Origin of the sequence: Pseudomonas sp. LG1E9 (assembly GCF_003290225.1) — a bacterium.
GTDB classification, from domain to species: Bacteria; Pseudomonadota; Gammaproteobacteria; order Pseudomonadales; family Pseudomonadaceae; genus Aquipseudomonas; species Aquipseudomonas cyclaminis.
Genome location: NZ_CP029983.1, coordinates 2,618,399 through 2,639,087, shown reverse-complemented (window position 1 = coordinate 2,639,087; position 20,689 = coordinate 2,618,399). Strand labels below are relative to the sequence as shown.

Genomic DNA, 20,689 nt, shown 5'->3' with positions numbered 1-20,689 from the left:
TTACAACTCGCCACTTTTCCAAGAAGGAGCCGGTGATGTCTTTAGCGGCTGATGAAGTAACACAACAACCACGCTCACGCCGGTGGTTGGCGCTCGCGATATTGATGCTGCCAGTCTTGCTGGTGACCGTGGATAACACCGTGCTGGGTTTTGCCCTGCCCAAAATCGCCGAGGCCCTGCACCCCAGTGCCAGCCAGCAATTGTGGATGATCGATGCCTACTCACTGGTGCTGGCAGGGTTGCTTATTTCCATGGGTAGCCTGGGTGATCGCAAAGGCCATCGCAAACTCCTGCTGATCGGCTCACTGGGGTTTACCCTGGTGTCGGTGATGACCGCTTATTCCAGCACCGCCACGCAGCTGGTCGCGGGACGGGCGTGCATGGGGATCTTCGGGGCAATGTTGATGCCGTCAACGTTGGCGTTGATTCGCTCAGTGTTCGACGACCGGGAAGAGCGTCGCCTGGCCGTGGCGATCTGGGCAACCACCTTGACCGTCGGTTCTGCGCTTGGGCCATTGGTCGGCGGCATATTGCTGGAGTTCTTCAACTGGGGGTCGATTTTTCTCCTGGCCGTGCCGGTGCTGGTGCCTCTGTTGATCCTCGGCCCCTGGCTGCTGCCTGAGTCCGAACCGGACGCCTCGGGGCCGATGGACGTCATCAGCATTGTGCTCTCGATGGTCGCCCTCAGTGCCCTGGTGTACAGCATCAAGCATGTCGCCAGCGAAGGACCGGATGCCTGGGCACTGGCGACACTGGCCGTTGCAATCGTGAGCGGCTGGCAATTCGTACGCCGTCAGTTGCGCCTCCCTACCCCCTTGATGGACCTGAGCCTGTTTCGCAACAAGACGTTCAGCGGCTCGGTGACCATTAACCTGATGAGCCTGGCCTTCCTGATCGGTTTCGTGTTCTTTGCCACGCAATTGCTGCAAATCGTCCTGGGCATGTCGCCCTTGAACGCCAGCCTGGCGCTGATACCGGGCCAGCTCATGGCGATTGTGGTGGGGATCCTGATAGTCCCGGTCGCCCAGCGCGTATCGGTCAATGTCCTGATTCCCATCCTGCTGGCCTTCACTGCCGGCGCGTTTTTGCTGGTCGCCAGCCTCGGCAGCAGTTTGACGGTGATCGTGGTTGCGTTTGCCTTGTTGAACATTGGCGTGGGTGCCATCGCCACGGTCTCTAACGACGTGATCCTGTCGGCCGCACCGGCCAACAAGGCAGGAGCCGCGTCAGCCATCAGCGAGACGGCCTATGAAGTCGGGGTAGTACTCGGCACCACCGTGCTCGGTGGCCTGGTGACGGCGTACTACCGCGGCACGCTGCACCTACCGGACTTCTTGACCCCGGTGCAAATGCACCTGGCAAGCGAAACCTTGGCAGGCGCCCACGCAATTTCGACCACCCTGGCTCACGACCAGGCCAGTGAAGTCATGGGCAACGCTATACAGGCATTTGTCGCAGGGACTCAACTGATGGCCTGGGCCACCTTCAGCTTGGCGGTGCTGGCCATTGTCATCGCCCGGCGCACATTGAAGGCACAGGAGGCAGCGTCGGTGTGACGTGGGTGCGGGCGGGCGAACCAAGTGCAACTTGAATTCGGGGGTAACCCGGCAGGACGCCTGGTTAGATCCAACATCCCGATCGACTGTCAGGCCGCCTTCGCAGGCAAGCCCGCTCCCACAGTTGATAGCCTTTCAAATCGAACATAAAAAAGGCGACCCTAACACGGTCGCCTTTTGTCATTGCGCGTACTGCTTGCTCAACCCCGGCGGCACGCCTTGCACGTTGGTGTCTTCCCACGGCCCGTTGGGGCTGATGGAGCGGCTCCAGCCGTTGCTCCAGCGGTAGTAGGTGCGCTGGCGGTAGAAGGTGTCGGGCTGGTCATCGAGCACGTATACCTGCATCTTGCCGTCCCAGTGGCTGGCGGCGCCCGGTGGCGGGGCGAACGTCGGCGATTTGGTCGGCACAGGCTTTGGCGGCGGGGTAACCGGGCCGGAAGGCCTGGTGCTCGGCTGAGTCGAAGGGCCGGACGGCGGGATCGTCGGGCCGGTCGGGCCAGGAGGTGGCCGATGGACCGCACAGGCGCTCAGGCCCACTACCAGGCTGAGCAGGGTGATGCGTGCGAATGCGGTCGTCATGGGCGTTTCCTCAGGATTACTTGTCCGGACTGTCGATGGTCAGCTGTTGCAGTGCAGTAGTGCTGCTTGCCAGGGGTTGACTGCGGCCGATCCACTCGCCAGCGGTCGGAAGACCTGCCCGGGATATGCGCGCAACCAGTTGGACTTCGGCGAAGTTGGACAGTTTCAATTGCGGCATCATTGCGTCGGCGTCACCCAACTCGACGGTGACCGGCAGTTCGGCGACGGTTATGCGTTTGGCCGCCAACGGCGCCGGAGGGCCACTGACGGCGCGGGCGAAGATGAACACAGTGTCGCTCGGCAGCGCCTTGGCCTTCACATCGGCGGACACATCCACCCGCACCTTTATCACGGCTTTTTCGGCGACGGTGCCCCCGCTTTCCTTCAGGCTCTGCGCCGCCCGGTCGATGCCGCCTTGCAGCGCTGCACGGGAATTATCCTCCGGTGGCAGTTGGGCCAGCAGGCGTGTCCAGTAGTCGATGGCCTCTTGATAACGCTTGCCTTCAAACGCCGCGATACCCAACAGGCCGAGGCTGGTGACTTCCTTCGGATCCAGCTTCAGGGCTTCATCGGTCAACGCCTGAACCTTGGGCGACCACTGCTTATCGTCAGCGAAGTATTGCGCCTGGGCCCACTGGCCAAGCAGCTCCGGCTGGCGGCCAGCCAACGCCACGGCACGCTCGAAGACTCTGGCCGCATCGGCCGAACGATCCTGGGCCATATAGGCACGGCCGAGGAAGTACAGGCCTTCGGCTGAATCCGGTTGGGCCACAGCCGCGCGCTCCAGGCGCTGGGTCATGTCTTCCATGGACACCGGCGGCTGGGAGAACTCGCGCGTCAGTTCGACTTTGTCGCTGGCGCCAAAGTGCAGGTACAGGCCCAAGCCAAGCACGGGCACGAGGACGGCGGCGAGCAACGGCAGCGGTTTGCCCAGACGGGACTCGCGGGGCTTTTCGACGCCTTCGGTATCAGCCAGCAGTTCGCGGGCCGCTTCGGCGCGACCGGTGTCGAGTTGCGCGGCGTTGAGCACGCCTTCGTCCTGCTGCACTTGCAGCTCGGCGACACGCTCTTGGTACAGCGCCACGTTCAGCGCGGTGCGATCCTCTTCGCGCTGGGCACGACGGCCACGCAACACAGGGATCAACAGGAAACTCAGGGCAATCAGAAGCAGCAAGCCGGCTGCGAGCCAGAAATCAATCATCAGTCTTGGTGTCCAGCAATTGGTCGAGGCGTTTACGCTCTTCGGGGGACAGCGCGTCGGAACCATCGGTTGGTGCCGCGCGGCGACGGCGCACGATCACCGCCATGACGACCACGCCCGCCAACAACAACCCGGCGGGGCCGAACCAGAGCAGCGCGGTCTTGCCGGTGAGGGCCGGTTTGTAGCGCACGAAATCACCGTAGCGGTCGACCATGAAGTCGATGATCTGCTGGTTGTCCTTGCCCTCACCCAGCATGCGGAAGATCTCCTTGCGCAGGTCGGCGGCGATGGGCGCGTTGGAGTCGGCGATGTCCTGGTTCTGGCACTTGGGGCAGCGCAGTTCCTTGGTCAGTTCGCGAAAACGCTCGCGATCACCGTCCTTGGCAAACTCGTAGGTGTCGATGGCCGCGTGGGCCACACCGACCAAGCCCAGCGCCAGCACGGCAGCGGCTAACAGACGTTTCATGGTTTGGCCTCATCGACCAGCGCCTGGTACTTGGCGGCCAGTTGCTCACGCCACACGACTTCGTCGATCACGCCGACGTACTTGTCGCGGATCACGCCCTTGGCGTCGATAAAGAAGGTTTCCGGGGCGCCGTAGACGCCGAGGTTGAGGCCGAGATTGCCTTCTTCATCACGGATATCCAGCTGGTATGGGTTGTGAAACTCGGCCAGCCATTTCAAGGCTGCTGCGTTGTCGTCCTTGTAGTTGATGCCGTAGATCACCACACCCTTCTCGGCCAATTTGTTGAGCACCGGGTGTTCGACGCGGCAGGAGATACACCAGGTGCCCCACACGTTGACCAGCGCCGGTTTGCCCAGCAGGTCGGCACGGGTCAGCGTCTTGTCGCCTTGCACGTTCGACAGAGAGAACTCGGGGAACGGCTTGCCGATCATTGCCGAAGGCAGCTCGGCCGGGTCCAGGTACAGGCCGCGATACAGGAACACCGCCACCACCAGGAACAACGCCAGCGGCAACACCATCAACCAACGCTTCATACCGCCGCTCCTTGCAGACCGAGGGCTTCACGCACCCGGCTCTTGACCTTGACTCGATACCGCCGATCCAGCGCGGCCAGCAAACCACCAAAGCCGGTGAGCAAACCGCCAAACCAGATCCAGCGCACAAACGGCTTCACATGCACGCGCACGGCCCAAGCGCCCTCGCCCAGCGGTTCGCCCAACGCCACATAGAGGTCACGGGTGAAACCGGCGTCGATACCGGCTTCGGTCATCATCGAGCTCTGCACGGTGTAGAGGCGTTTTTCCGGGTGCAGCACGCTGATTTCCTTACCGTCGCGCACTACCCGCACAGTGCCTTTGTCGGACGTAAAATTCGGCCCTTCAAAGTGCTTGGCGCCCTCAAAGATGAACTGATAACCGCCCAGGTCCATGGACTCGCCCGGCGCCAGGCGCAGGTCGCGTTCGGCGCTGTTCTGGCTGGACAGCACCACGCCCAGCGCACATACGGCGATGCCAATGTGGGCGATCTGCATGCCCCAGTAGCTGCGGGTCAGCGTCGGCAGGCCTTTGATCAAGCCTTTGTGGCGGGTCTTGTCGAAGAGGTCGCGCACACCGGCCAGCAGCACCCAGGCGGCGAGCATAAAGGTGGCCAGTACCGCCCAGTTGAAGTCGCCATAGGCAATGCCGGCGATCACGGCCAGCGCGACGCTGCCCAGCAGTACCGGCATCAGCATGCCGGCCAGCCATTTCACCGGTGTGTCTTTCCAGCGCACCAGTACGCCGACCGCCATCACCACCATCAGCAACCCCATCAACGGGATAAACAGCGCGTTGAAATACGGTGGGCCGACGGACAGCTTGGCGCCGCTCAGGGCATCCAGCACCAGCGGGTAAAGAGTGCCGAGCAGGATCATCGACGCAGCGACCACCAGCACCAGGTTGTTGCCCAGCAGCAGGGTTTCCCGCGACCACAGGTTGAAGCCAACGTGGCTCTTGACCACCGGCGCACGCAGGGCGAACAGGGTGAGTGAGCCGCCCACCACAAACAGCAGGAAGATCAGGATGAACACGCCGCGCTCCGGGTCGGACGCAAACGCATGCACCGAAGTCAGTACGCCCGAACGCACGAGGAACGTGCCGAGCAGGCTGAGGGAAAATGCGGCGATGGCCAGCAGCACCGTCCAGCTCTTGAACACGCCGCGCTTTTCAGTGACGGCCAGGGAGTGAATCAGCGCGGCGCCCACCAACCACGGCATGAACGAGGCGTTTTCCACCGGGTCCCAGAACCACCAGCCGCCCCAGCCGAGTTCGTAGTACGCCCACCAGGAGCCCAACGTAATGCCAATCCCCAGGAAGGCCCAGGCGACGATGGTCCACGGCCGCGACCAGCGCGCCCAGGCGGCATCCAGGCGCCCGCCCAACAAGGCGGCGATGGCGAAGGCGAAGGCCACGGAGAAACCGACGTAACCCATGTACAGCATCGGCGGGTGAACGATCAGGCCGATGTCCTGCAGCAAGGGGTTGAGGTCATGCCCATTCGACGGGATCTGCGGCAGGATGCGGCTGAACGGATTGGAGGTCATGATCAGGAACAGCAGAAAACCAATGCTGATCATGCCCATCACCGCCAGCACCCGCGCCAGCATCACTTGCGGCAGTTGGCGCGAGAACACCGACACGGCGAAGGTCCAGCCGCCGAGGATCAATGCCCACAGCAGCAACGAACCTTCGTGGGCGCCCCACACGGCGCTGAACTTGTAGTACCAAGGCAGCGCGGTGTTGGAGTTATTGGCCACGTAGGCGACGGAAAAATCGTCGGTCATAAACGCGTAGGTCAGGCAGCCAAACGCGAACAACAGGAAGGCGAACTGACCCCAGGCGGCCGGCTGCGCCAGGCTCATCCACAGGCGGTCACCACGCCAGGCGCCGAGCAACGGCACCACGGCCTGCACGATGGCGAAGCACAGGGCGAGGATCATCGCCAACTGGCCCAACTCGGGGATAAACAGTGCGGACGTCATCACTCAACCCTCCTTAACGGGTGTTGGCGCGGATTGGCCGCTTTCTTTCAAGGCCTTGGTGACTTCCGGCGGCATGTATTTCTCATCGTGCTTGGCAAGCACTTCATCGGCCACCACCACGCCGTCGGCGTTGAGTTTGCCCAGGGCGACGATGCCCTGGCCTTCGCGGAACAGGTCCGGGAGGATGCCGCGGTAGGTGATGGTCACGGCCTTGTTGAAGTCGGTGACCACGAAGGTCACGTCGAGGGAATCGCCGGAGCGTTTAAGCGAGCCCTTCTCCACCATGCCGCCGGCGCGGATGCGCGTATCGACAGGCGCTTCGCCATTGGCGATCTGGGTCGGGGTGTAGAACAGGTTGATGTTCTGTTGCAGGGCGCTCAGGGCCAGGGCCACGGCAATGCCGACGCCGGCCAGGATGGCAAGGATGATCAACAGACGCTTTCTACGCAGCGGATTCACTTTTCGGTCTCCCGGCGCAGACGACGCGCCTCTTGTTGCAGGTAACGCTTGCGGGCCAGGATCGGCGCGGCGACGTTGAGGGCCAGCACCGCCAGGCAAATGCCATAGGCCGTCCAGACATACAGGCCGTGGTGGCCCATGGCGAGAAAATCACTGAAAGAAGCAAAGCTCATCCACGCGCTCCCAGGCAGGTTTGCACTTCGGCCTTGACCCAACTGGCGCGGGCTTCACGCTTGAGCACTTCAAGGCGCATGCGCATCAGCAGCACGGCGCCGAAGAAGCAGTAGAACCCCAGCACCATCAACAGCAACGGCGCCCACATTTCCACCGGCATTGCCGGTTTTTCGGTGAGGGTGAAGGTGGCGCCCTGGTGCAGGGTGTTCCACCACTCCACCGAGTATTTGATGATCGGGATGTTGATCACACCGACAATCGCCAGTACCGCACAGGCCTTGGCGGCGCTGTCACGATTACTGATCGCGTTGCCCAGGGCAATCAGACCGAAGTACAGAAACAGCAGGATCAACATGGACGTTAGTCGCGCATCCCAGACCCACCATGATCCCCAGGTGGGTTTGCCCCAGATCGCACCGGTGACCAGCGCCACGGCGGTCATCCACGCGCCGATGGGCGCAGCGCATTGCAGGGCCACGTCGGCCAGTTTCATCTTCCACACCAGGCCAACGATGCCGCACACCGCCAGCATCACGTAGCAGGACTGGGCCAGCATCGCGGCGGGCACGTGGATATAGATGATGCGAAAGCTGTTGCCTTGCTGGTAGTCCGGCGGCGCGAAAGCCAGGCCCCAGACCAGGCCGATGCCGATCAGCAACACGGCGAAGAGGCTCAACCACGGCAGCAGTTTGCCGCTGATGCCATAGAACCATTTGGGCGAGCCAAGCTTGTGAAACCAGGTCCAGTTCATTGCTGTTTCTCACGGTTGCTTCGCGTCATGGCGAGAAGCGTAGGGTCTTTACTGACTCAGCGTGTCACGCTGGGTCAGACCTCATTATTCACCGACGCTGATCTTCAGGCCGGCGGCTATGGCAAAGGGTGTCAGGGTTACCGCCAGGGCGGTCAGGCTACCAAGCCACAGGAGGTAACCGGTCGCCGGCATGCCCATGAGCGCGGCCTGCAAAGCGCCGCTGCCAAGGATCAGTACCGGGATGTACAACGGCAGAATCAACAGGGCCAATAACAGGCCACCGCGCTTCAAACCGACGGTCAACGCTGCGCCCACGGCCCCCAACAGGCTGAGCACTGGCGTGCCGAGTAACAAGGACAGAAGCAAAACCGGCAGGCATTCAACGGGCAAGCCCAGCATCATCGCCAACAGCGGCGAGAGCAAGACTAGCGCGAGGCCGGAAAAAGCCCAGTGTGCCAGCACCTTGGCCAGTACCAGAAGTGGCAAAGGGTGCGACGAAAGGACCCACTGTTCCAGGGAACCGTCTTCGAAATCACTGCGAAACAGCCCGTCCAGCGAGAGCAGAACCGATAAAAGCGCCGCCACCCACACCAGTCCCGGAGACAAGGTTTGCAACAGTTTAGTCTCGGGGCCGACCGCCAGCGGGAACAGCGCAATCACAATGGCAAAGAACACCAGCGGGTTGGCCAATTCAGCCGGGCGACGGCACAACAGCCGCGCTTCACGGGCGACCAGCAGGGCGAAGACACTCATGCCGACCACCGGCCCAGGTCGAGGTCGCGGTAACCGGCGGGCATGCGAGCCAGGGTGTGATGGGTGGTGAGCACAACGGTGCCGCCCTGCTCGCAGTGCCGCGCCAGGTGCTCTTCCAGTTGGGCGACACCTTGTTTATCCAGGGCAGTAAAGGGCTCGTCGAGAATCCACAACGGCGGGCCCGGCAGGTACAGGCGCGCCAGGGCCACGCGGCGCTGTTGGCCGGCGGACAGGGTATGGCAAGGAACGTCTTCAAAGCCCTTGAGACCGACAGCGGCCAGGGCCTGCCAGATGGCGTCACGGGGAGCGGGATGATGCAGGGCGCTGAGCCAGCTGAGGTTTTCTTCGGCGGTGAGCACGTCCTTGATGCCGGCGGCGTGGCCGATCCAGATCAGGTTTCGCGCCAGTTCAGTGCGTTGTTCGCTGAGGGGTTTACCGTTGAGCCGCACTTCGCCCGCCGTCGGCTGCATCAGCCCGGCCAGCAGGCGCAGCAGACTGGTCTTGCCACTGCCGTTGGGGCCGCTGACCTGCACCATATCGCCACCCGCCACACGCAGGTCGAGGTGCTCGAACAGCAGGCGCAAGTCGCGTTCACAGGCAAGCGCTACGGCTTCAAGAAGAGGGCTGGTCAAGAGATCGCGGGCCTTTACGGTTCAAGTCGGCGGTGCAGCGGCCGTTAAAGAGAGATGCACAATAACGGCTTTGGCGACCGATTTTAGAGAGCTGGATCAAATAGTTGTGAGGTTTTTACCGCTCTCTTTGCAGACGGGCGGCATTATACATGTGATGCCCTACGCTAAAGAGGGCAATTTCCCCAGAGACGATGCGCACGATGACCGGCGAGATCAACCTTCCTACGCTCCCTCCCACCCCGACAGCCGGGCAAAGCCCCGCGCCTGCGACGGGTGAATTGCTGAAACTGCTGGAGCCGCAGATCGGGCTGATCGACCCGGGAAAAACCGCGAACGCCGAAGTCATCGCGCTCAAGCAAGGCGGTGAAGCCTTTCAGCTTCTGCTCAAGCTGACCCTTGAAGGCGGCCGCCAGACCCTGGTGCAAGCCAGCAGCGCCCAGCCGTTGCCATTGGGCAGCAATGTGGCGGTGAGCCAGACGCCGGCGGGCAACCTGACCTTGAGCCTGCAACAGGCCTTGAGTGCCAATGTGGCGGCCCTGACCCGCATCGACACTGATCAGATGCCAGTGGGCACGCTGTTGCAGGCCAAGGTGCTGACCACCCAGATGTTGCCCCAGGGCACCGCACAACCGGCGATCTACCGCTCGCTGGTGACGGTGCTCAACAACGCCTTGGCCGGTGCGACGCTGACGGTGGAAAGCCCTCAGCCCCTGCGCGTGGGCAGCCTGCTCAGCGCCGTGGTGCAGAACGCGCAGACCCTGAGCTTCGTACCGTTGAGCGGGCTCAAGGATCAATTGGCCGTCACTCAACAACTCTCGACCCAGCAAAGTCGGCAAGGCTCGCTGGATGCGGTGTTCACTGCACTGCAGAACCTGCCGCGCGGCGACAGCACCTCCGCCGACCTGCGCGCCGCCGCCGACCGCTTGCTCGCCGCCCTGCCGGACCTGGCCCAGGTAAGTAATCCCAAAGTGCTGGCCCAGGTGGTCCAGAACAGCGGCGCATTTCTTGAAGCCAAGCTGCTCGCCGGGCAAAACCCGCAAGTGCCGCCCCTGGATATGAAGGGCGCGCTGCTGCGCCTGGTCGCGGATCTGCTGCCTGCCCTGCCCACCAGCACCAACTTGAATGCGATCCTCGCCGCCAACACCCTGGCCCAGGTGATGCCGAATTTCGTGCGCAGCCCGCTGAATACGCTCGGCCAAGTCAGCGCGCGACAGGCACCGGTTGGCTTCCCACTGCCGGAGCGGCTGATGGCCAAACTGGAAGGCGAAGGCGACCTGGAGAACCTGCTGCGCCTGGCTGCGGGGGCCATCTCCCGCTTGCAGAGCCATCAGTTGTCGAGCCTGGAACAAACCGGCACCACCGCCGATGGCCGCCTGCAAACCACCTGGCAGTTGGAAATCCCCATGCGCAACCTGCAAGACATCGTGCCCTTGCAGGTCAAGTTCCAGCGCGAGGAACCGGCGCAGGACAAGGACCAGCCCGAACGCAAGGACAGGAAAGACCCCAGGCAAATGCTCTGGCGCGTCGAGTTGGCGTTCGATATGGAGCCGCTGGGGCCATTGCAGGTCCAGGCGCAACTGACCCAGGGCAAACTGTCCAGCCAACTGTGGGCAACCCGCCCGTTCACCGCCAGCCTGATCGAAAGCCATTTGGGCAGCCTGCGCGAGCGGCTGGTGACCTCTGGCATCAACGTCGGCGACCTGGATTGCCACCTCGGCACGCCGCCACGCGGGCCGAAAACCGGACTGGAGCAACGCTGGGTGGATGAAACCGCATGAACAACGCAAACCCGCCACGCCAGGCGATTGCCCTTAAGTACGACGGCCAGCAGGCACCCACGCTCACTGCCAAGGGCGACGATGCCCTGGCCGAAGCCATCCTGAAATTGGCGCGGGAAAATGAAGTGCCGATCTATGAAAACGCCGAGCTGGTGAAGCTGCTGGCACGCATGGAGCTGGGCGACAGTATCCCGGAAGAGCTGTACCGCACGATTGCCGAGATCATTGCGTTTGCCTGGACGCTGAAGGGCAAGTTCCCGGTGGGGTATGACCCGCACGCCGCGCCGGTAGAGCGCGACGTGACCGAACGCGGGGATGACTACTGAATCAGCCCGGCACCACACTGGCCAATACGCGGGCCGCTACCGAGGTGGTAACCGGCTTGCGCTGAGCGTGCTGTTTCAACGCCTGCTCGAACGTCTGCCCCTCATACCGCCGCAATGCCGCACCAAACGCACTCGCCTGCGCAGGCGGAAGTGGCGCGGTGAAGGCCTCGATGAACGGCGCGTCAATCACGGTGTTGCGAACACTCTCTACCTCTGCCTGTACGGAACGGCCATCCCGGGCAGTGACCTTATCGAACAGGGCTTGATCCTTGATCACAAAATCCTTGGCACCGGGTGCGCGTTGAGCAACGAGCACATTCTGCTGACCGTTCCAGGCCGACAGTGAATACTCCTTAAGCCTGTCCTGACTGTTCTTGACCGACTCGATACTCGGGCCACGATGCTCCAGACCGGCACTGAAAAACTGGCTCAGGACATTGAAGTCCATCACCGCCTCATCGGTGCCGCGCTTGAGAATCCGACAGCACAAGGTCGCGAGGTCCACCTGGATATCGTGGAAATGCAACTTGGGTTCCTGGCTCAAGCGTGCGATATCGGCGATTTTCTGGTTGAAATCGTTTGGCCACAGGTACAACGCATCCCGCGTCAGTGGCTGCCCCAGGCGCTTTTCCATGGGGCTCATGAACTGCTGAACCAACGCCGCGCCCTGGTCATGCACCTGCAACATGCTCGTGCCGGGCATACGGTTTTGGATCATGTTCTTGACAACATCGGTGTTGAGCGCGAACTGGCCGGTGAGAAAGGTGGTTTTACCCGCTGATGGCGCACCCCGAACTATCGAGACATCCTGCGACAAGGCAGGTGCCGGGTCTTGAAGAATGGACTGGAATTGCGTCAGGTATTTTTCTGCCACCTGTGCGGTCAGGTTCTTCAGAATGTTGGCATTAAGGCTGTCCACCTCGGGCAGCCAGACATTTTTCTTGCCCAGGGCCTGCGCCAGTGTCGGCAAGGTTTTGTCAGCCGCAGCCGGGTCGGCCCACCGCAGCCGCTCATTGTCCTGCAATCGTTGCAACTGCCCAGGATCACCCGTCAGCGCCTGCCAGGAGGTAATGCTCGGATCGGCGATCATGCAGGCAAGCCGCTCCCGATAAGTATTCTCGGAAAGCGGCGTGCCGATCAGTTGATTCAAAACCCCACGTGCAGTGCTTGAATTGATCGACGCTGCAGTGAGCAAGCCGGGTTCGGCGAGAGCGGGTGCCGCCACGCCAGGAGCGGAAGTAGCAGGTTGGATAGTCATCGTCAGGCCTCCAGTAACCAAGACTCAGAAAATTAACCTGCCCGTTCTGGATGGCTCATAGGACTTATCTTGACTGTGCCCCCGCCACCGGTGAATTGTGTGTCAGCCAAATACCTCACTCAACGGAATGAAGTTGACCCGATCGCCGATAGCCAGCGTCGTGCCTTCCAACACCTCCACAAACCCTTCCGCCCACGCCGCACTGCGCAGCACACCGGAGCTCTGGTTGCGGTAGATGATCGCTTTGCCTTGCTCGACGCGACCGCGCAGGTATTCGCGGCGGTTGCCTGGCTTGGGCCACTCGAACCCTACCGGCACTTCAAAGCGCAGCGGCTCGACGTCTTGCACCCCTTGGCGGCGCAGCAGATAAGGGCGTGCCAGCAGTGCGAACGTGACCAGCGTCGACGCCGGGTTGCCGGGCAGGCCGATCACCGGCACGCCACGGAAGTGGCCAAAGGTCAGCGGCTTGCCGGGTTTGATCGCGAGTTTCCACAACGCCAGCTCACCCTCTTCACGCAGGGCGATCCCAAGGAAGTCCGCCTCGCCCACCGACACACCGCCCGTGGACAGGATCAAGTCGACACGGCCCAAACCGCCCAGGCGCGCGCGGGTTTGCTCCAGGTCGTCAGGCAGGATGCCAGCGTCAATCACTTCGCACCCCATGCGCGTAAGCCATGAGCACAGCACGCGTCGGTTACTGTTGTAGATCTGCCCCGGCCCGAGCGGTAAGCCGGGTTCGATCAATTCATCGCCAGTCGACAACACCGCCACGCGCGGGCGACGTATCACCGCCAAGCGATCATGCCCGAGGGACGCCGCCAGTCCCAGTTCAATCGGGCCCAGACGCGTGCCGGCCGACAATACCAACTCGCCTACGCTAGTTTCCTGGCCCTGGGGACGGATGTTCTGGTCGAGGTGCAGGGGCTCGGTGAAGCTCACGCGCTCATCGGCGTGGACCACGGCGTTCTCCTGCATTTCCACGCAGTCTGCCCCTTCCGGTACCGGGGCGCCGGTGAAGATGCGGGCGCAGGTGCCGGCGGCCAGGGGTTGTGGCGCCTGGCCTGCGAAAATGCGTTGGCTGACCACCAGCGGTTCGCCGGTCCAATCCGCCAGGCGCACGGCATAACCGTCCATGGCACTGTTTGGCCAGGGCGGCAGGTCGAGGGTTGAGATCAAGTCTTGCGCCAGTACACGGCCGTCGCACTCCGCCAGCAGCAGGGCATCCTGCTCACGGATCGGCGCGGCGTCGGCCATGGCCAGCAGTTGGGCCAAAGCGTCCTCTACCGGCAGCAGCGCGCCGGTCTTGCCGGGCTTACCCACGGGATTCACAGGGTTCGGCCTGTTTCAGGTGCGGGACGAAGTTGCATGGGCGGTGACGGTTGTCCAGTTGCTCGGCGAGGATGCCGTCCCAGCCGGTACGCACCGCATTGGTAGAGCCCGGCAGGCAGCACACCAGGGTGCCATTGGCCAGACCGGCCAGGGCACGGGACTGCACAGTGGACGTGCCGATGTCGGCCACGGAAATCTGGCGGAACAGTTCGCCGAAACCGTCGACCTGCTTGTCCAGCAGGCAGCTCACCGCCTCGGGGGTGCTGTCACGGCCGGTGAAGCCGGTGCCGCCGGTGATCAGCACGACTTGCACCACGTCTTCGGCGATCCAGTGGGCGACCTGGGCGCGAATTTTGTAGAAGTCATCCTTGAGCAGCACGCGCTCGGCCAGGTTATGGCCGGCGGCTGTCAGTCGGTCAACGAAGACCTGGCCGGAGGTATCGGTTTCGAGGTTGCGGGTGTCGCTGACGGTCAATACAGCAATGTTCAGGGGTACGAAGGGCGCATCTGCCTTGGCTTTCATGGCACGGTCCGGTTGTCGAAGGAACAGCCCGGTGTTATATCACAGGCCCCTGTTTACCTGCCGTAGCGGAACCCCTATGTCGTTAGATTCTTCGCCCCTGCCCTGCTCGATTCTGCTGTTGTCAGGTGGACGCGGCCAGCGCATGGGCGGCCAGGACAAGGGCCTGCTGGCGTGGCGCGGCCAGCCCTTGATCGCCCATCTGCAAGGCCTGGTGCGGCCACTGACGGATGACCTGATCATCTCGTGCAACCGCAACCAGGACCGCTACGCGCCCTATGCCGATACGCTGGTGAGTGACGACAGCCCGGACTTCCCGGGCCCCCTCGCAGGTATCCGCGCCGGGCTCGCCGTAGCGCGCCATGAGCACCTGCTGATATTGCCGTGCGATGTGCCGAATATCGACACACGACTACTGGCCGACCTGCGTGAGACCGCGCGGCAAAACCCATTGGTGCCCGTGATGGTGCGTCACGGCGCATTCTGGGAACCCTTGATCTGCATCATCCCCACCCACCTCAAAACCGAGGTAGAACGGGCCTGGAACACGGGTGAGCGCAGCCCGCGCAAGATCTTCCTGCAGTTGGGCGGCGTGGGCCTGGCGTGCCCGGCAGATGACCCGCGCTTGGCAAACCTTAATACGCCCGAGCTGTTAAAGCCGAGCGCTGACGTGTCAGAATGAAATTTCGCACAAGGAACTTTGGCGACGTCTTACACGTCTCAAGGTCAGCAATCAAAAAGTATTCTCTCGGAGACAAACCCATGACTCAACGGACCATCGCCGCTCTCATGCTTGCACTGGGCCTCGCCACCCTCGCCGGTTGCGCTTCGCCAACAGTGATCACACTGAATGACGGTCGCGAAATCCAGGCCGTCGACACCCCGAAATACAACGAAGATTCGGGTTTCTACGAATTCGAACAACTTGACGGCAAGCGCACCCGCATCAATAAAGATCAGGTTCGCACCGTAAAAGACCTGTAAATCTTAGCGTTTGCCAACAAGGCCCGCCTCGCGCGGGCCTTGTCGTTTCTGGCGGTTACCAGTCGAGGGTTATCTGGCTGCGGAAACTGCGTTCTTCACCCGTAACCGGGTCGATGAACCGCACCCCCTGGGCGAGCAGTTTGAGGGGGTTGGCGTAGTCGTCTACCGCGTCCTTGATCACGTCGGGGTAGAACGGGTCGTTGCAAATACTCGCGCCGAGGGCGCTCATGTGCACACGCAACTGGTGTTTCTTGCCGGTCACCGGGAACAGGCCGTAGCGCCACAGATCGCCGTTTTTCTCGCGCACCTCCACCGCCGTTTCGGTGTTGGCGGTGCCAGGGCCTTCCTGCATGCGAAAGAACGGCTCGCCATCGACCAGTCGGCTTTTATGCACCCTGGGAAAGCTCAGGTCAGGCAACGCTGGTGCAATGGCTTCGTAGAATTTATCGATCTGACGCGTGGGAAACAGTTGCTGATAAGCGGAACGACTGGCGGGGTTGGCCGAGAACAGCACCAGCCCGGCGGTGTGCCGGTCGATGCGGTGCAAGGGCACCAGTGACGGGTTGTCCAGGCGGCGAATCAGGCGGCGCAGCAGGGTTTGCTCGACGTACTCGCCGGCCGGGGTCACGGGCAGGAAGTGCGGTTTATCCGCCACCACCAGATGCTCGTCGGCATACAGGATGGTTTCCTGCGCCGGGATCACCTTTTCGTTCGGTACTTCACGGAAGTAGTAAATGCACAGACCTTCCTTGTAGGCCAGGTCCAGCTGGATGGGGCTGCCGTTGATATCCAACACCCGCCCACGGCCGATGCGGTCCAACCAGTGTTCACGGCTGATCGCCGGGAAGTGCCCGCACAGGCAATCGAGCACGGTCGCCCAAGGGCCAGGCGGCAGGTACAGGGTGCTGGCTTGATGTTGGGACGCGGAAAAACCGGAAGTGGACATGCCGATGCTCGAAGCCTTGAAAAAACCGGCGGGCATTATCCCGCATGAAGCGGGACTCAGCCTAGGGCGGATCTCAGGCTTTGGCCAATTGCGCCCGCAGGACAGGCGACGCACTGGCCGCGTCGGTGAACTCCTTCAGCCAGCGCAGCACATCAACCGCGTCCCAGCGGCCCGGATCGTACAAGGCGTAAAGCAGCCCCTGATAACCCACCACGTCCAGTTGCTTGTGGTAACCGGCGCGCTGGAACAACGCTTCGATCTCCGCGAAGCAGGTATTGAAATGCACTTTGTTAAAGGGCGTCTTGCCTTCCGTGACCAGGCCATCGAGGCGCAGCTCGTTCACCGCGTCGCGCACGACGTCGGCGGACATGCGATTGACGCTGCTTTTCAGTTGTTCAACATTCACCACGGGCGTTCCCTCTATTCAATCGCTGTACAAACATACAGTAACGTAATAATTGGAAACCCGCCATCGCAGAAGCGTCAGCGCAAGAAGGCGACAACCTGCTCAGTGTCGAAGGGCCAATCCAGCTCGGCACCGGTATCCACCCGTCTAAGCACCGGAATTCGCAGGCTGTAGGCTTCGGTGAGGTCAGCGGGATCGGTGATATCCACCAGTTCCACCAGCAACCCGCGTTCGACGAGCGGCATGATTTCGGCTTCGGCAATCTCACAAAGATGGCAACCCAGGGTGCCGAACAGCTGGCATTCAGGAAGCATGACGAAAGCACCTGATCAGATAACAGATCAACATTCTAGGCCTGCTCAGTAGCGGTGGCGAGCCGATAAACCCTGATCCAGATCAGCATGGCCTATAACTGATTCAGCGATTCTCGCGGCTTTTTGCCCGCTCACCCTGCAACGGAGATGCTTGTGTTCGCCAACCTGCTGATCATTCTGGCCTCATCCCTGGTGGTGATTGCGCTGTTTCGCCGGCTGCAACTGCCGCCTGTGCTGGGCTACCTGTGCGTGGGCCTGGCGGTGGGGCCTACGGCGCTGGACTGGGTGAATGACAGCGAAGAGCTGCCCGATCTCGCCGAGCTTGGCGTGGTGTTCCTGCTGTTTTCCCTGGGCCTGGAGTTCTCCCTGACCAAGATGCTCGCCCTGCGCCGCGTGGTGTTTGGCCTGGGCAGTTTGCAGGTGCTGGGGTGCTGTACGTTGCTGGGGGGCTTGTTGATGGGCTTTGGTGTGGCGCCCGGCATCGCCTTGCTGCTGGGGGCGGGGTTGGCGTTGTCCTCCACGGCGATCGTCAGCAAAGAGCTGGGCAGCCTTGGGGAAATCTTCAGCAGCCATGGGCAGAATGCGATTGGCGTACTGCTGTTCCAGGACGTGGTGGCCGTTTTGCTGTTGACCCTGGTGCCGGTGTTTGCCGGCACCAGCGACCAGGCCTGGTACTGGGCGCTGCCGCTGACCCTGGGCAAAACCGTGGTGCTGTTTGTTGGCCTGCTGCTGGCCAGTCGCTGGTTGTTGCCGCGCCTGTTCCGTGAGGTCGCCGCGTCCCATTCGGCAGAACTGTTTGTGCTGCTGGCGCTGGTGATCGTGTTGCTGACCGCCTGGCTCACCCACTTGCTTGGCCTGTCCCCGGCCCTCGGTGCGTTCCTGGCCGGTATGCTGCTGGGAGAGAGCCATTACCGTCACCAGATCGAAGCGGATATCCGCCCGTTTCGCGACATCCTGCTGGGGCTGTTTTTCGTCAGCATCGGCATGTTGATTGACCTGCAGTTGTTCATCAGCCACAGCCTGCTGATCCTTGGCCTGACGCTTACACTGATGCTGGTTAAAGGTTGCGTGGTGGCGGTGCTGGTCAAGCTGCGCGGCAGCGACAGCGAAACAGCCTGGCGCAGCGGCCTGGCCCTCGCCCAAGGCGGTGAGTTCTGTTTTGCACTGATGGCGCAAATGCAGCAAAGCCGGCTGATCCCGGATCAATTCAATGGCCTGCTGCTCGCCGCCACGTTTTGCTCAATGCTGCTGACGCCACTGCTGTTGCGTGCCGCACCGGCAATTGCCCTGCGCCTGCACCGCAAGCCCAACCAGCAAGTGCAACTGGAAGAAATCACCGCGCTCAATGCCGAGCTGCGCGACCACGCGGTGATCTGTGGCTACGGCCGCGTCGGGCAGTCCATCGGGCGTTTTCTGCGCCACGAACAACAAACGTTTATCGCCCTGGATGACGACCCGGAACGGGTACAGGAAACCGCCACCGAAGACAGCAGCGTGCATTACGGCGACTGCCGTCGCGGCGCCTTGCTCAGTGCAGTGGGGCTGGAACGCGCGCGGTTGGTGGTGATTGCCGTGGACAACAGCGATGTCGCCCTGGTGGTACTGAAGGAGGCGCGTCGCATCAACCCCGATGTGCCGATCCTGGTGCGTACCCGCGATGACAGCCAGTGGGCCGAGTTGAAAGCTGCGGGCGCCAGCGAGGTGGTGCCCGAGCTATTGGAGTCGAGCCTGATGCTTGCCTCCCACGCCTTGATCCTGCTGGGCCTGCCGGACCAACAGGTGCAGGCGCGGGTCGATGAAGTGCGGCATAACCGCTATCGATTGCTCCACGGCTTTTACACGCCGCCGGACAGCGACGACGCGCCGATCAATCCTGACTGACCGCGCCGATCTTGTGGATCGACAGATCCGCGCCGTAGTACTCCTGCTCCTGGCTCAGGCGCAGGCCGCCGACGCGCTTGATCCCGCCGTACACCAGCAGGCCTCCGCCAAATGCAACCGCCACGCCGAGGCCGGTGCCGATCAACTGGCTGATCAGGCTCACGCCGCCCAGGCCGCCCAACGCCGTCTGGCCAAAGATGCCGCAGGCAATCCCGCCCCACACACCGCACAGGCCATGCAGCGGCCACACACCCAGCACGTCGTCAATCTTCCAGCGATCCTGGGCGGCGATGAAGCACCACACAAACAGCCCACCGGCGACTACCCCAGTGACCAGCGCGCCCACCGGGTGCATCAAGTCGGACCCGGCGCAGATCGCCACCAGCCCGGCGAGCGGGCCGTTATGCAGGAAGCCTGGGTCGTTACGCCCGATCACCAACGCAGCCACTGTGCCACCGACCATCGCCATCAACGAGTTGACCGCCACCAGGCCGCTGACGCCGTTGAGGGTTTGCGCGCTCATCACGTTAAAGCCGAACCAGCCGACGATGAGAATCCACGACCCGAGCGCCAGGAACGGAATGCTCGACGGTGCAAATGCAACCAGGCGCCCTTCCCTGTAGCGCCCGTTACGCGGGCCGAGCAGCAACACCGCCGCCAACGCCAGCCAGCCGCCCATGGCGTGTACCACCACGGAGCCGGCAAAATCATGGAAGCTGGCACCAAAGGTCGCAAGCAACCAGGCTTGCAGGCCGAAATTGCCGTTCCAGACCATGCCTTCGAAAAACGGGTAGATAAACGCCACGATCAATGCGGTGGCGCACAACTGCGGAGCGAACTTTGCACGCTCGGCAATGCCGCCAGAGATAATCGCCGGGATTGCCGCCGCGAATGTCAGCAGGAAGAAGAACTTCACCAGGCCATAACCGTGGTCGGCGCTGATCACCGCCGCCGGTTGCATGAAGCTCACGCCGTAGGAGATCCAATAGCCTATAAAGAAATAGGCCAGGGTGGAGATGGCGAAGTCGCTGAGGATCTTCGACAGTGCATTGACCTGGTTTTTCTGGCGTACCGTGCCGACTTCCAGGAACGCGAAGCCGGCGTGCATGGCCAGCACCATGACCGCGCCGATCAGGATAAACAGGGTGTTTGAGCTGTGGACCAGGGTGTCCACCGCACTTTGCAAATTTTCCATGGAGGTTGGCAGGCCTGCATTAAAGGCAAAAAGCACCAAAGCGGTTCAGGCCACGATTGCACGCACTAAATTGGCACCGCCGGCTCCGCCCCTCTTGAGAGGGCGTGAACCGCTTTAGCGCAGCGATCAACACAACAGGCCGTTGCCGACAGGGTTTTTCCGCGAGTTTCAGTTATTTAGGGTAAGGTTTTTGATGGCTTGAGGCCTTACCGCCCAGATTCAGCGCAGGCACTCGTGCATGCGCACCATGGCAAAGCAAAAGCTGTACCACACAATTGCACTGAACCTTCACCGATGCGGGTGACTCGAAACCACACGTACCGATCAGCCAATCACGGAGATAACCATGGCCAGAAAAACAGCACAGACAGCCCAGGAAATACTGATGGCGGATTTTCAAACCCTGGTCAGTGACACCGAAAAACTGCTGGATGACACGGCGATCCTGGCCGGCGACCAGGCCGACGAGCTGCGCAGCAAGATTCATGAAAGCCTGCTCAAGGCCCGCGAGACCCTGCAACTGACCGAAGATTCCTTGCGCGAGCGCGGTCAGGCGGCGGTCACTGCTACGGAAGATTACGTACAAGCCAACCCTTGGCAGTCGGTGGGTATCGCGGCCGGCGTGGGCTTTTTGATCGGCCTGCTGGCTACAAGGCGCTAATC

Annotated in this window: 24 protein-coding genes; 7 read left to right on the top strand and 17 right to left on the bottom strand. The window is 62.1% G+C overall.

Annotated elements, in window-relative coordinates:
* The first annotated feature begins 35 nt into the window (after positions 1-35).
* Entirely contained in the window at positions 36-1,556 is a 1,521-nt protein-coding gene (locus DNK50_RS12460; protein ID WP_112194291.1) for an MFS transporter, read from the top strand.
* Positions 1,557-1,736: 180 nt separating this feature from the next.
* Here DNK50_RS12460 and DNK50_RS12455 read toward each other — a convergent pair whose 3' ends face one another.
* The 10 genes from DNK50_RS12455 to ccmA form a co-directional block, all read right to left on the bottom strand.
* Positions 1,737-2,135, bottom strand: coding sequence for a hypothetical protein (locus tag DNK50_RS12455; RefSeq protein ID WP_112194289.1), 399 nt, complete (start codon positions 2,133-2,135; stop codon positions 1,737-1,739).
* A 16-nt stretch (positions 2,136-2,151) separates the two neighbouring features.
* Positions 2,152-3,336 carry a c-type cytochrome biogenesis protein CcmI gene (ccmI, locus tag DNK50_RS12450; protein WP_112194287.1) on the bottom strand — a complete coding sequence of 395 codons (1,185 nt, stop codon included), beginning with the start codon at positions 3,334-3,336 and terminating at the stop codon, positions 2,152-2,154.
* Positions 3,329-3,802, bottom strand: a complete 474-nt coding sequence (locus tag DNK50_RS12445; protein ID WP_012723038.1) for a cytochrome c-type biogenesis protein — start codon at positions 3,800-3,802, stop codon at positions 3,329-3,331. The genes ccmI and DNK50_RS12445 overlap by 8 nt, the downstream gene beginning before the upstream one ends.
* Entirely contained in the window at positions 3,799-4,335 is a 537-nt protein-coding gene (locus DNK50_RS12440) for a DsbE family thiol:disulfide interchange protein (RefSeq protein WP_112194285.1), read from the bottom strand. The genes DNK50_RS12445 and DNK50_RS12440 overlap by 4 nt, the downstream gene beginning before the upstream one ends.
* Complete coding sequence (locus tag DNK50_RS12435) at positions 4,332-6,320, bottom strand: heme lyase CcmF/NrfE family subunit (RefSeq protein WP_112194283.1); 1,989 nt, start codon at positions 6,318-6,320, stop codon at positions 4,332-4,334. The genes DNK50_RS12440 and DNK50_RS12435 overlap by 4 nt, the downstream gene beginning before the upstream one ends.
* 3 nt (positions 6,321-6,323) lie before the next feature.
* The gene (gene ccmE, locus DNK50_RS12430) at positions 6,324-6,779 is read right to left on the bottom strand and encodes a cytochrome c maturation protein CcmE (RefSeq protein WP_112194281.1); all 456 of its coding nucleotides are present in this window, start codon (positions 6,777-6,779) and stop codon (positions 6,324-6,326) included.
* Positions 6,776-6,952 carry a heme exporter protein CcmD gene (gene ccmD, locus DNK50_RS12425; protein ID WP_003172771.1) on the bottom strand — a complete coding sequence of 59 codons (177 nt, stop codon included), beginning with the start codon at positions 6,950-6,952 and terminating at the stop codon, positions 6,776-6,778. Before ccmD ends, ccmE begins: the two co-directional genes overlap by 4 nt.
* Positions 6,949-7,704: a heme ABC transporter permease gene (locus DNK50_RS12420; RefSeq protein WP_099586776.1), complete on the bottom strand. Its 756-nt coding sequence runs from the start codon at positions 7,702-7,704 to the stop codon at positions 6,949-6,951. Before DNK50_RS12420 ends, ccmD begins: the two co-directional genes overlap by 4 nt.
* A gap of 84 nt (positions 7,705-7,788) precedes the next feature.
* Entirely contained in the window at positions 7,789-8,457 is a 669-nt protein-coding gene (ccmB, locus tag DNK50_RS12415; protein ID WP_003189951.1) for a heme exporter protein CcmB, read from the bottom strand.
* Complete coding sequence (gene ccmA, locus DNK50_RS12410) at positions 8,454-9,089, bottom strand: cytochrome c biogenesis heme-transporting ATPase CcmA (protein WP_112194279.1); 636 nt, start codon at positions 9,087-9,089, stop codon at positions 8,454-8,456. The genes ccmB and ccmA overlap by 4 nt, the downstream gene beginning before the upstream one ends.
* 200 nt (positions 9,090-9,289) lie before the next feature.
* On the opposite strand from ccmA, the gene DNK50_RS12405 reads away from it, so the two are divergent.
* Both DNK50_RS12405 and DNK50_RS12400 read left to right on the top strand, forming a co-directional pair.
* Complete coding sequence (locus DNK50_RS12405) at positions 9,290-10,867, top strand: flagellar hook-length control protein FliK (protein ID WP_112196931.1); 1,578 nt, start codon at positions 9,290-9,292, stop codon at positions 10,865-10,867.
* On the top strand, positions 10,864-11,193 hold the full coding sequence (locus DNK50_RS12400; protein WP_076950447.1) for an EscU/YscU/HrcU family type III secretion system export apparatus switch protein: 330 nt from the start codon (positions 10,864-10,866) through the stop codon (positions 11,191-11,193). Before DNK50_RS12405 ends, DNK50_RS12400 begins: the two co-directional genes overlap by 4 nt.
* 1 nt (position 11,194) lies before the next feature.
* Here the strand turns inward: DNK50_RS12400 and DNK50_RS12395 are convergent, their stop codons facing one another.
* From DNK50_RS12395 to moaB, 3 genes are all read right to left on the bottom strand, one after another.
* Positions 11,195-12,451, bottom strand: coding sequence for a hypothetical protein (locus DNK50_RS12395; RefSeq protein WP_162633376.1), 1,257 nt, complete (start codon positions 12,449-12,451; stop codon positions 11,195-11,197).
* Between the two features lie 102 nt (positions 12,452-12,553).
* The gene (gene glp, locus DNK50_RS12390) at positions 12,554-13,780 is read right to left on the bottom strand and encodes a gephyrin-like molybdotransferase Glp (RefSeq protein ID WP_099586780.1); all 1,227 of its coding nucleotides are present in this window, start codon (positions 13,778-13,780) and stop codon (positions 12,554-12,556) included.
* On the bottom strand, positions 13,764-14,303 hold the full coding sequence (gene moaB, locus DNK50_RS12385) for a molybdenum cofactor biosynthesis protein B (RefSeq protein ID WP_112194275.1): 540 nt from the start codon (positions 14,301-14,303) through the stop codon (positions 13,764-13,766). Before moaB ends, glp begins: the two co-directional genes overlap by 17 nt.
* A 76-nt stretch (positions 14,304-14,379) precedes the next feature.
* Between moaB and mobA the strand changes: the two genes are divergently transcribed.
* Both mobA and DNK50_RS12375 read left to right on the top strand, forming a co-directional pair.
* On the top strand, positions 14,380-14,982 hold the full coding sequence (gene mobA, locus DNK50_RS12380; RefSeq protein WP_099586782.1) for a molybdenum cofactor guanylyltransferase MobA: 603 nt from the start codon (positions 14,380-14,382) through the stop codon (positions 14,980-14,982).
* An 80-nt stretch (positions 14,983-15,062) separates the two neighbouring features.
* Entirely contained in the window at positions 15,063-15,284 is a 222-nt protein-coding gene (locus DNK50_RS12375) for a YgdI/YgdR family lipoprotein (protein WP_010211805.1), read from the top strand.
* 55 nt (positions 15,285-15,339) lie between these two features.
* On the opposite strand, the gene DNK50_RS12370 is transcribed toward DNK50_RS12375, so the two are convergent.
* The 3 genes from DNK50_RS12370 to DNK50_RS12360 form a co-directional block, all read right to left on the bottom strand.
* The gene (locus tag DNK50_RS12370; RefSeq protein WP_112196930.1) at positions 15,340-16,230 is read right to left on the bottom strand and encodes a pseudouridine synthase; all 891 of its coding nucleotides are present in this window, start codon (positions 16,228-16,230) and stop codon (positions 15,340-15,342) included.
* Positions 16,231-16,303: 73 nt separating this feature from the next.
* On the bottom strand, positions 16,304-16,639 hold the full coding sequence (locus DNK50_RS12365) for a transcriptional regulator (protein WP_099586783.1): 336 nt from the start codon (positions 16,637-16,639) through the stop codon (positions 16,304-16,306).
* 74 nt (positions 16,640-16,713) lie between these two features.
* The gene (locus DNK50_RS12360; RefSeq protein WP_112194273.1) at positions 16,714-16,950 is read right to left on the bottom strand and encodes a glutaredoxin family protein; all 237 of its coding nucleotides are present in this window, start codon (positions 16,948-16,950) and stop codon (positions 16,714-16,716) included.
* A gap of 147 nt (positions 16,951-17,097) precedes the next feature.
* Between DNK50_RS12360 and DNK50_RS12355 the strand changes: the two genes are divergently transcribed.
* Complete coding sequence (locus tag DNK50_RS12355) at positions 17,098-18,831, top strand: monovalent cation:proton antiporter-2 (CPA2) family protein (RefSeq protein ID WP_162633375.1); 1,734 nt, start codon at positions 17,098-17,100, stop codon at positions 18,829-18,831.
* Here the strand turns inward: DNK50_RS12355 and DNK50_RS12350 are convergent.
* A complete protein-coding gene (locus DNK50_RS12350; protein WP_112194271.1) occupies positions 18,818-20,026 on the bottom strand; it encodes an ammonium transporter in 1,209 nt (402 codons plus the stop codon). The genes DNK50_RS12355 and DNK50_RS12350 overlap by 14 nt on opposite strands.
* A gap of 346 nt (positions 20,027-20,372) precedes the next feature.
* Between DNK50_RS12350 and DNK50_RS12345 the strand changes: the two genes are divergently transcribed.
* On the top strand, positions 20,373-20,687 hold the full coding sequence (locus tag DNK50_RS12345) for a YqjD family protein (RefSeq protein WP_032889079.1): 315 nt from the start codon (positions 20,373-20,375) through the stop codon (positions 20,685-20,687).
* The last annotated feature ends 2 nt before the right edge of the window (positions 20,688-20,689 follow it).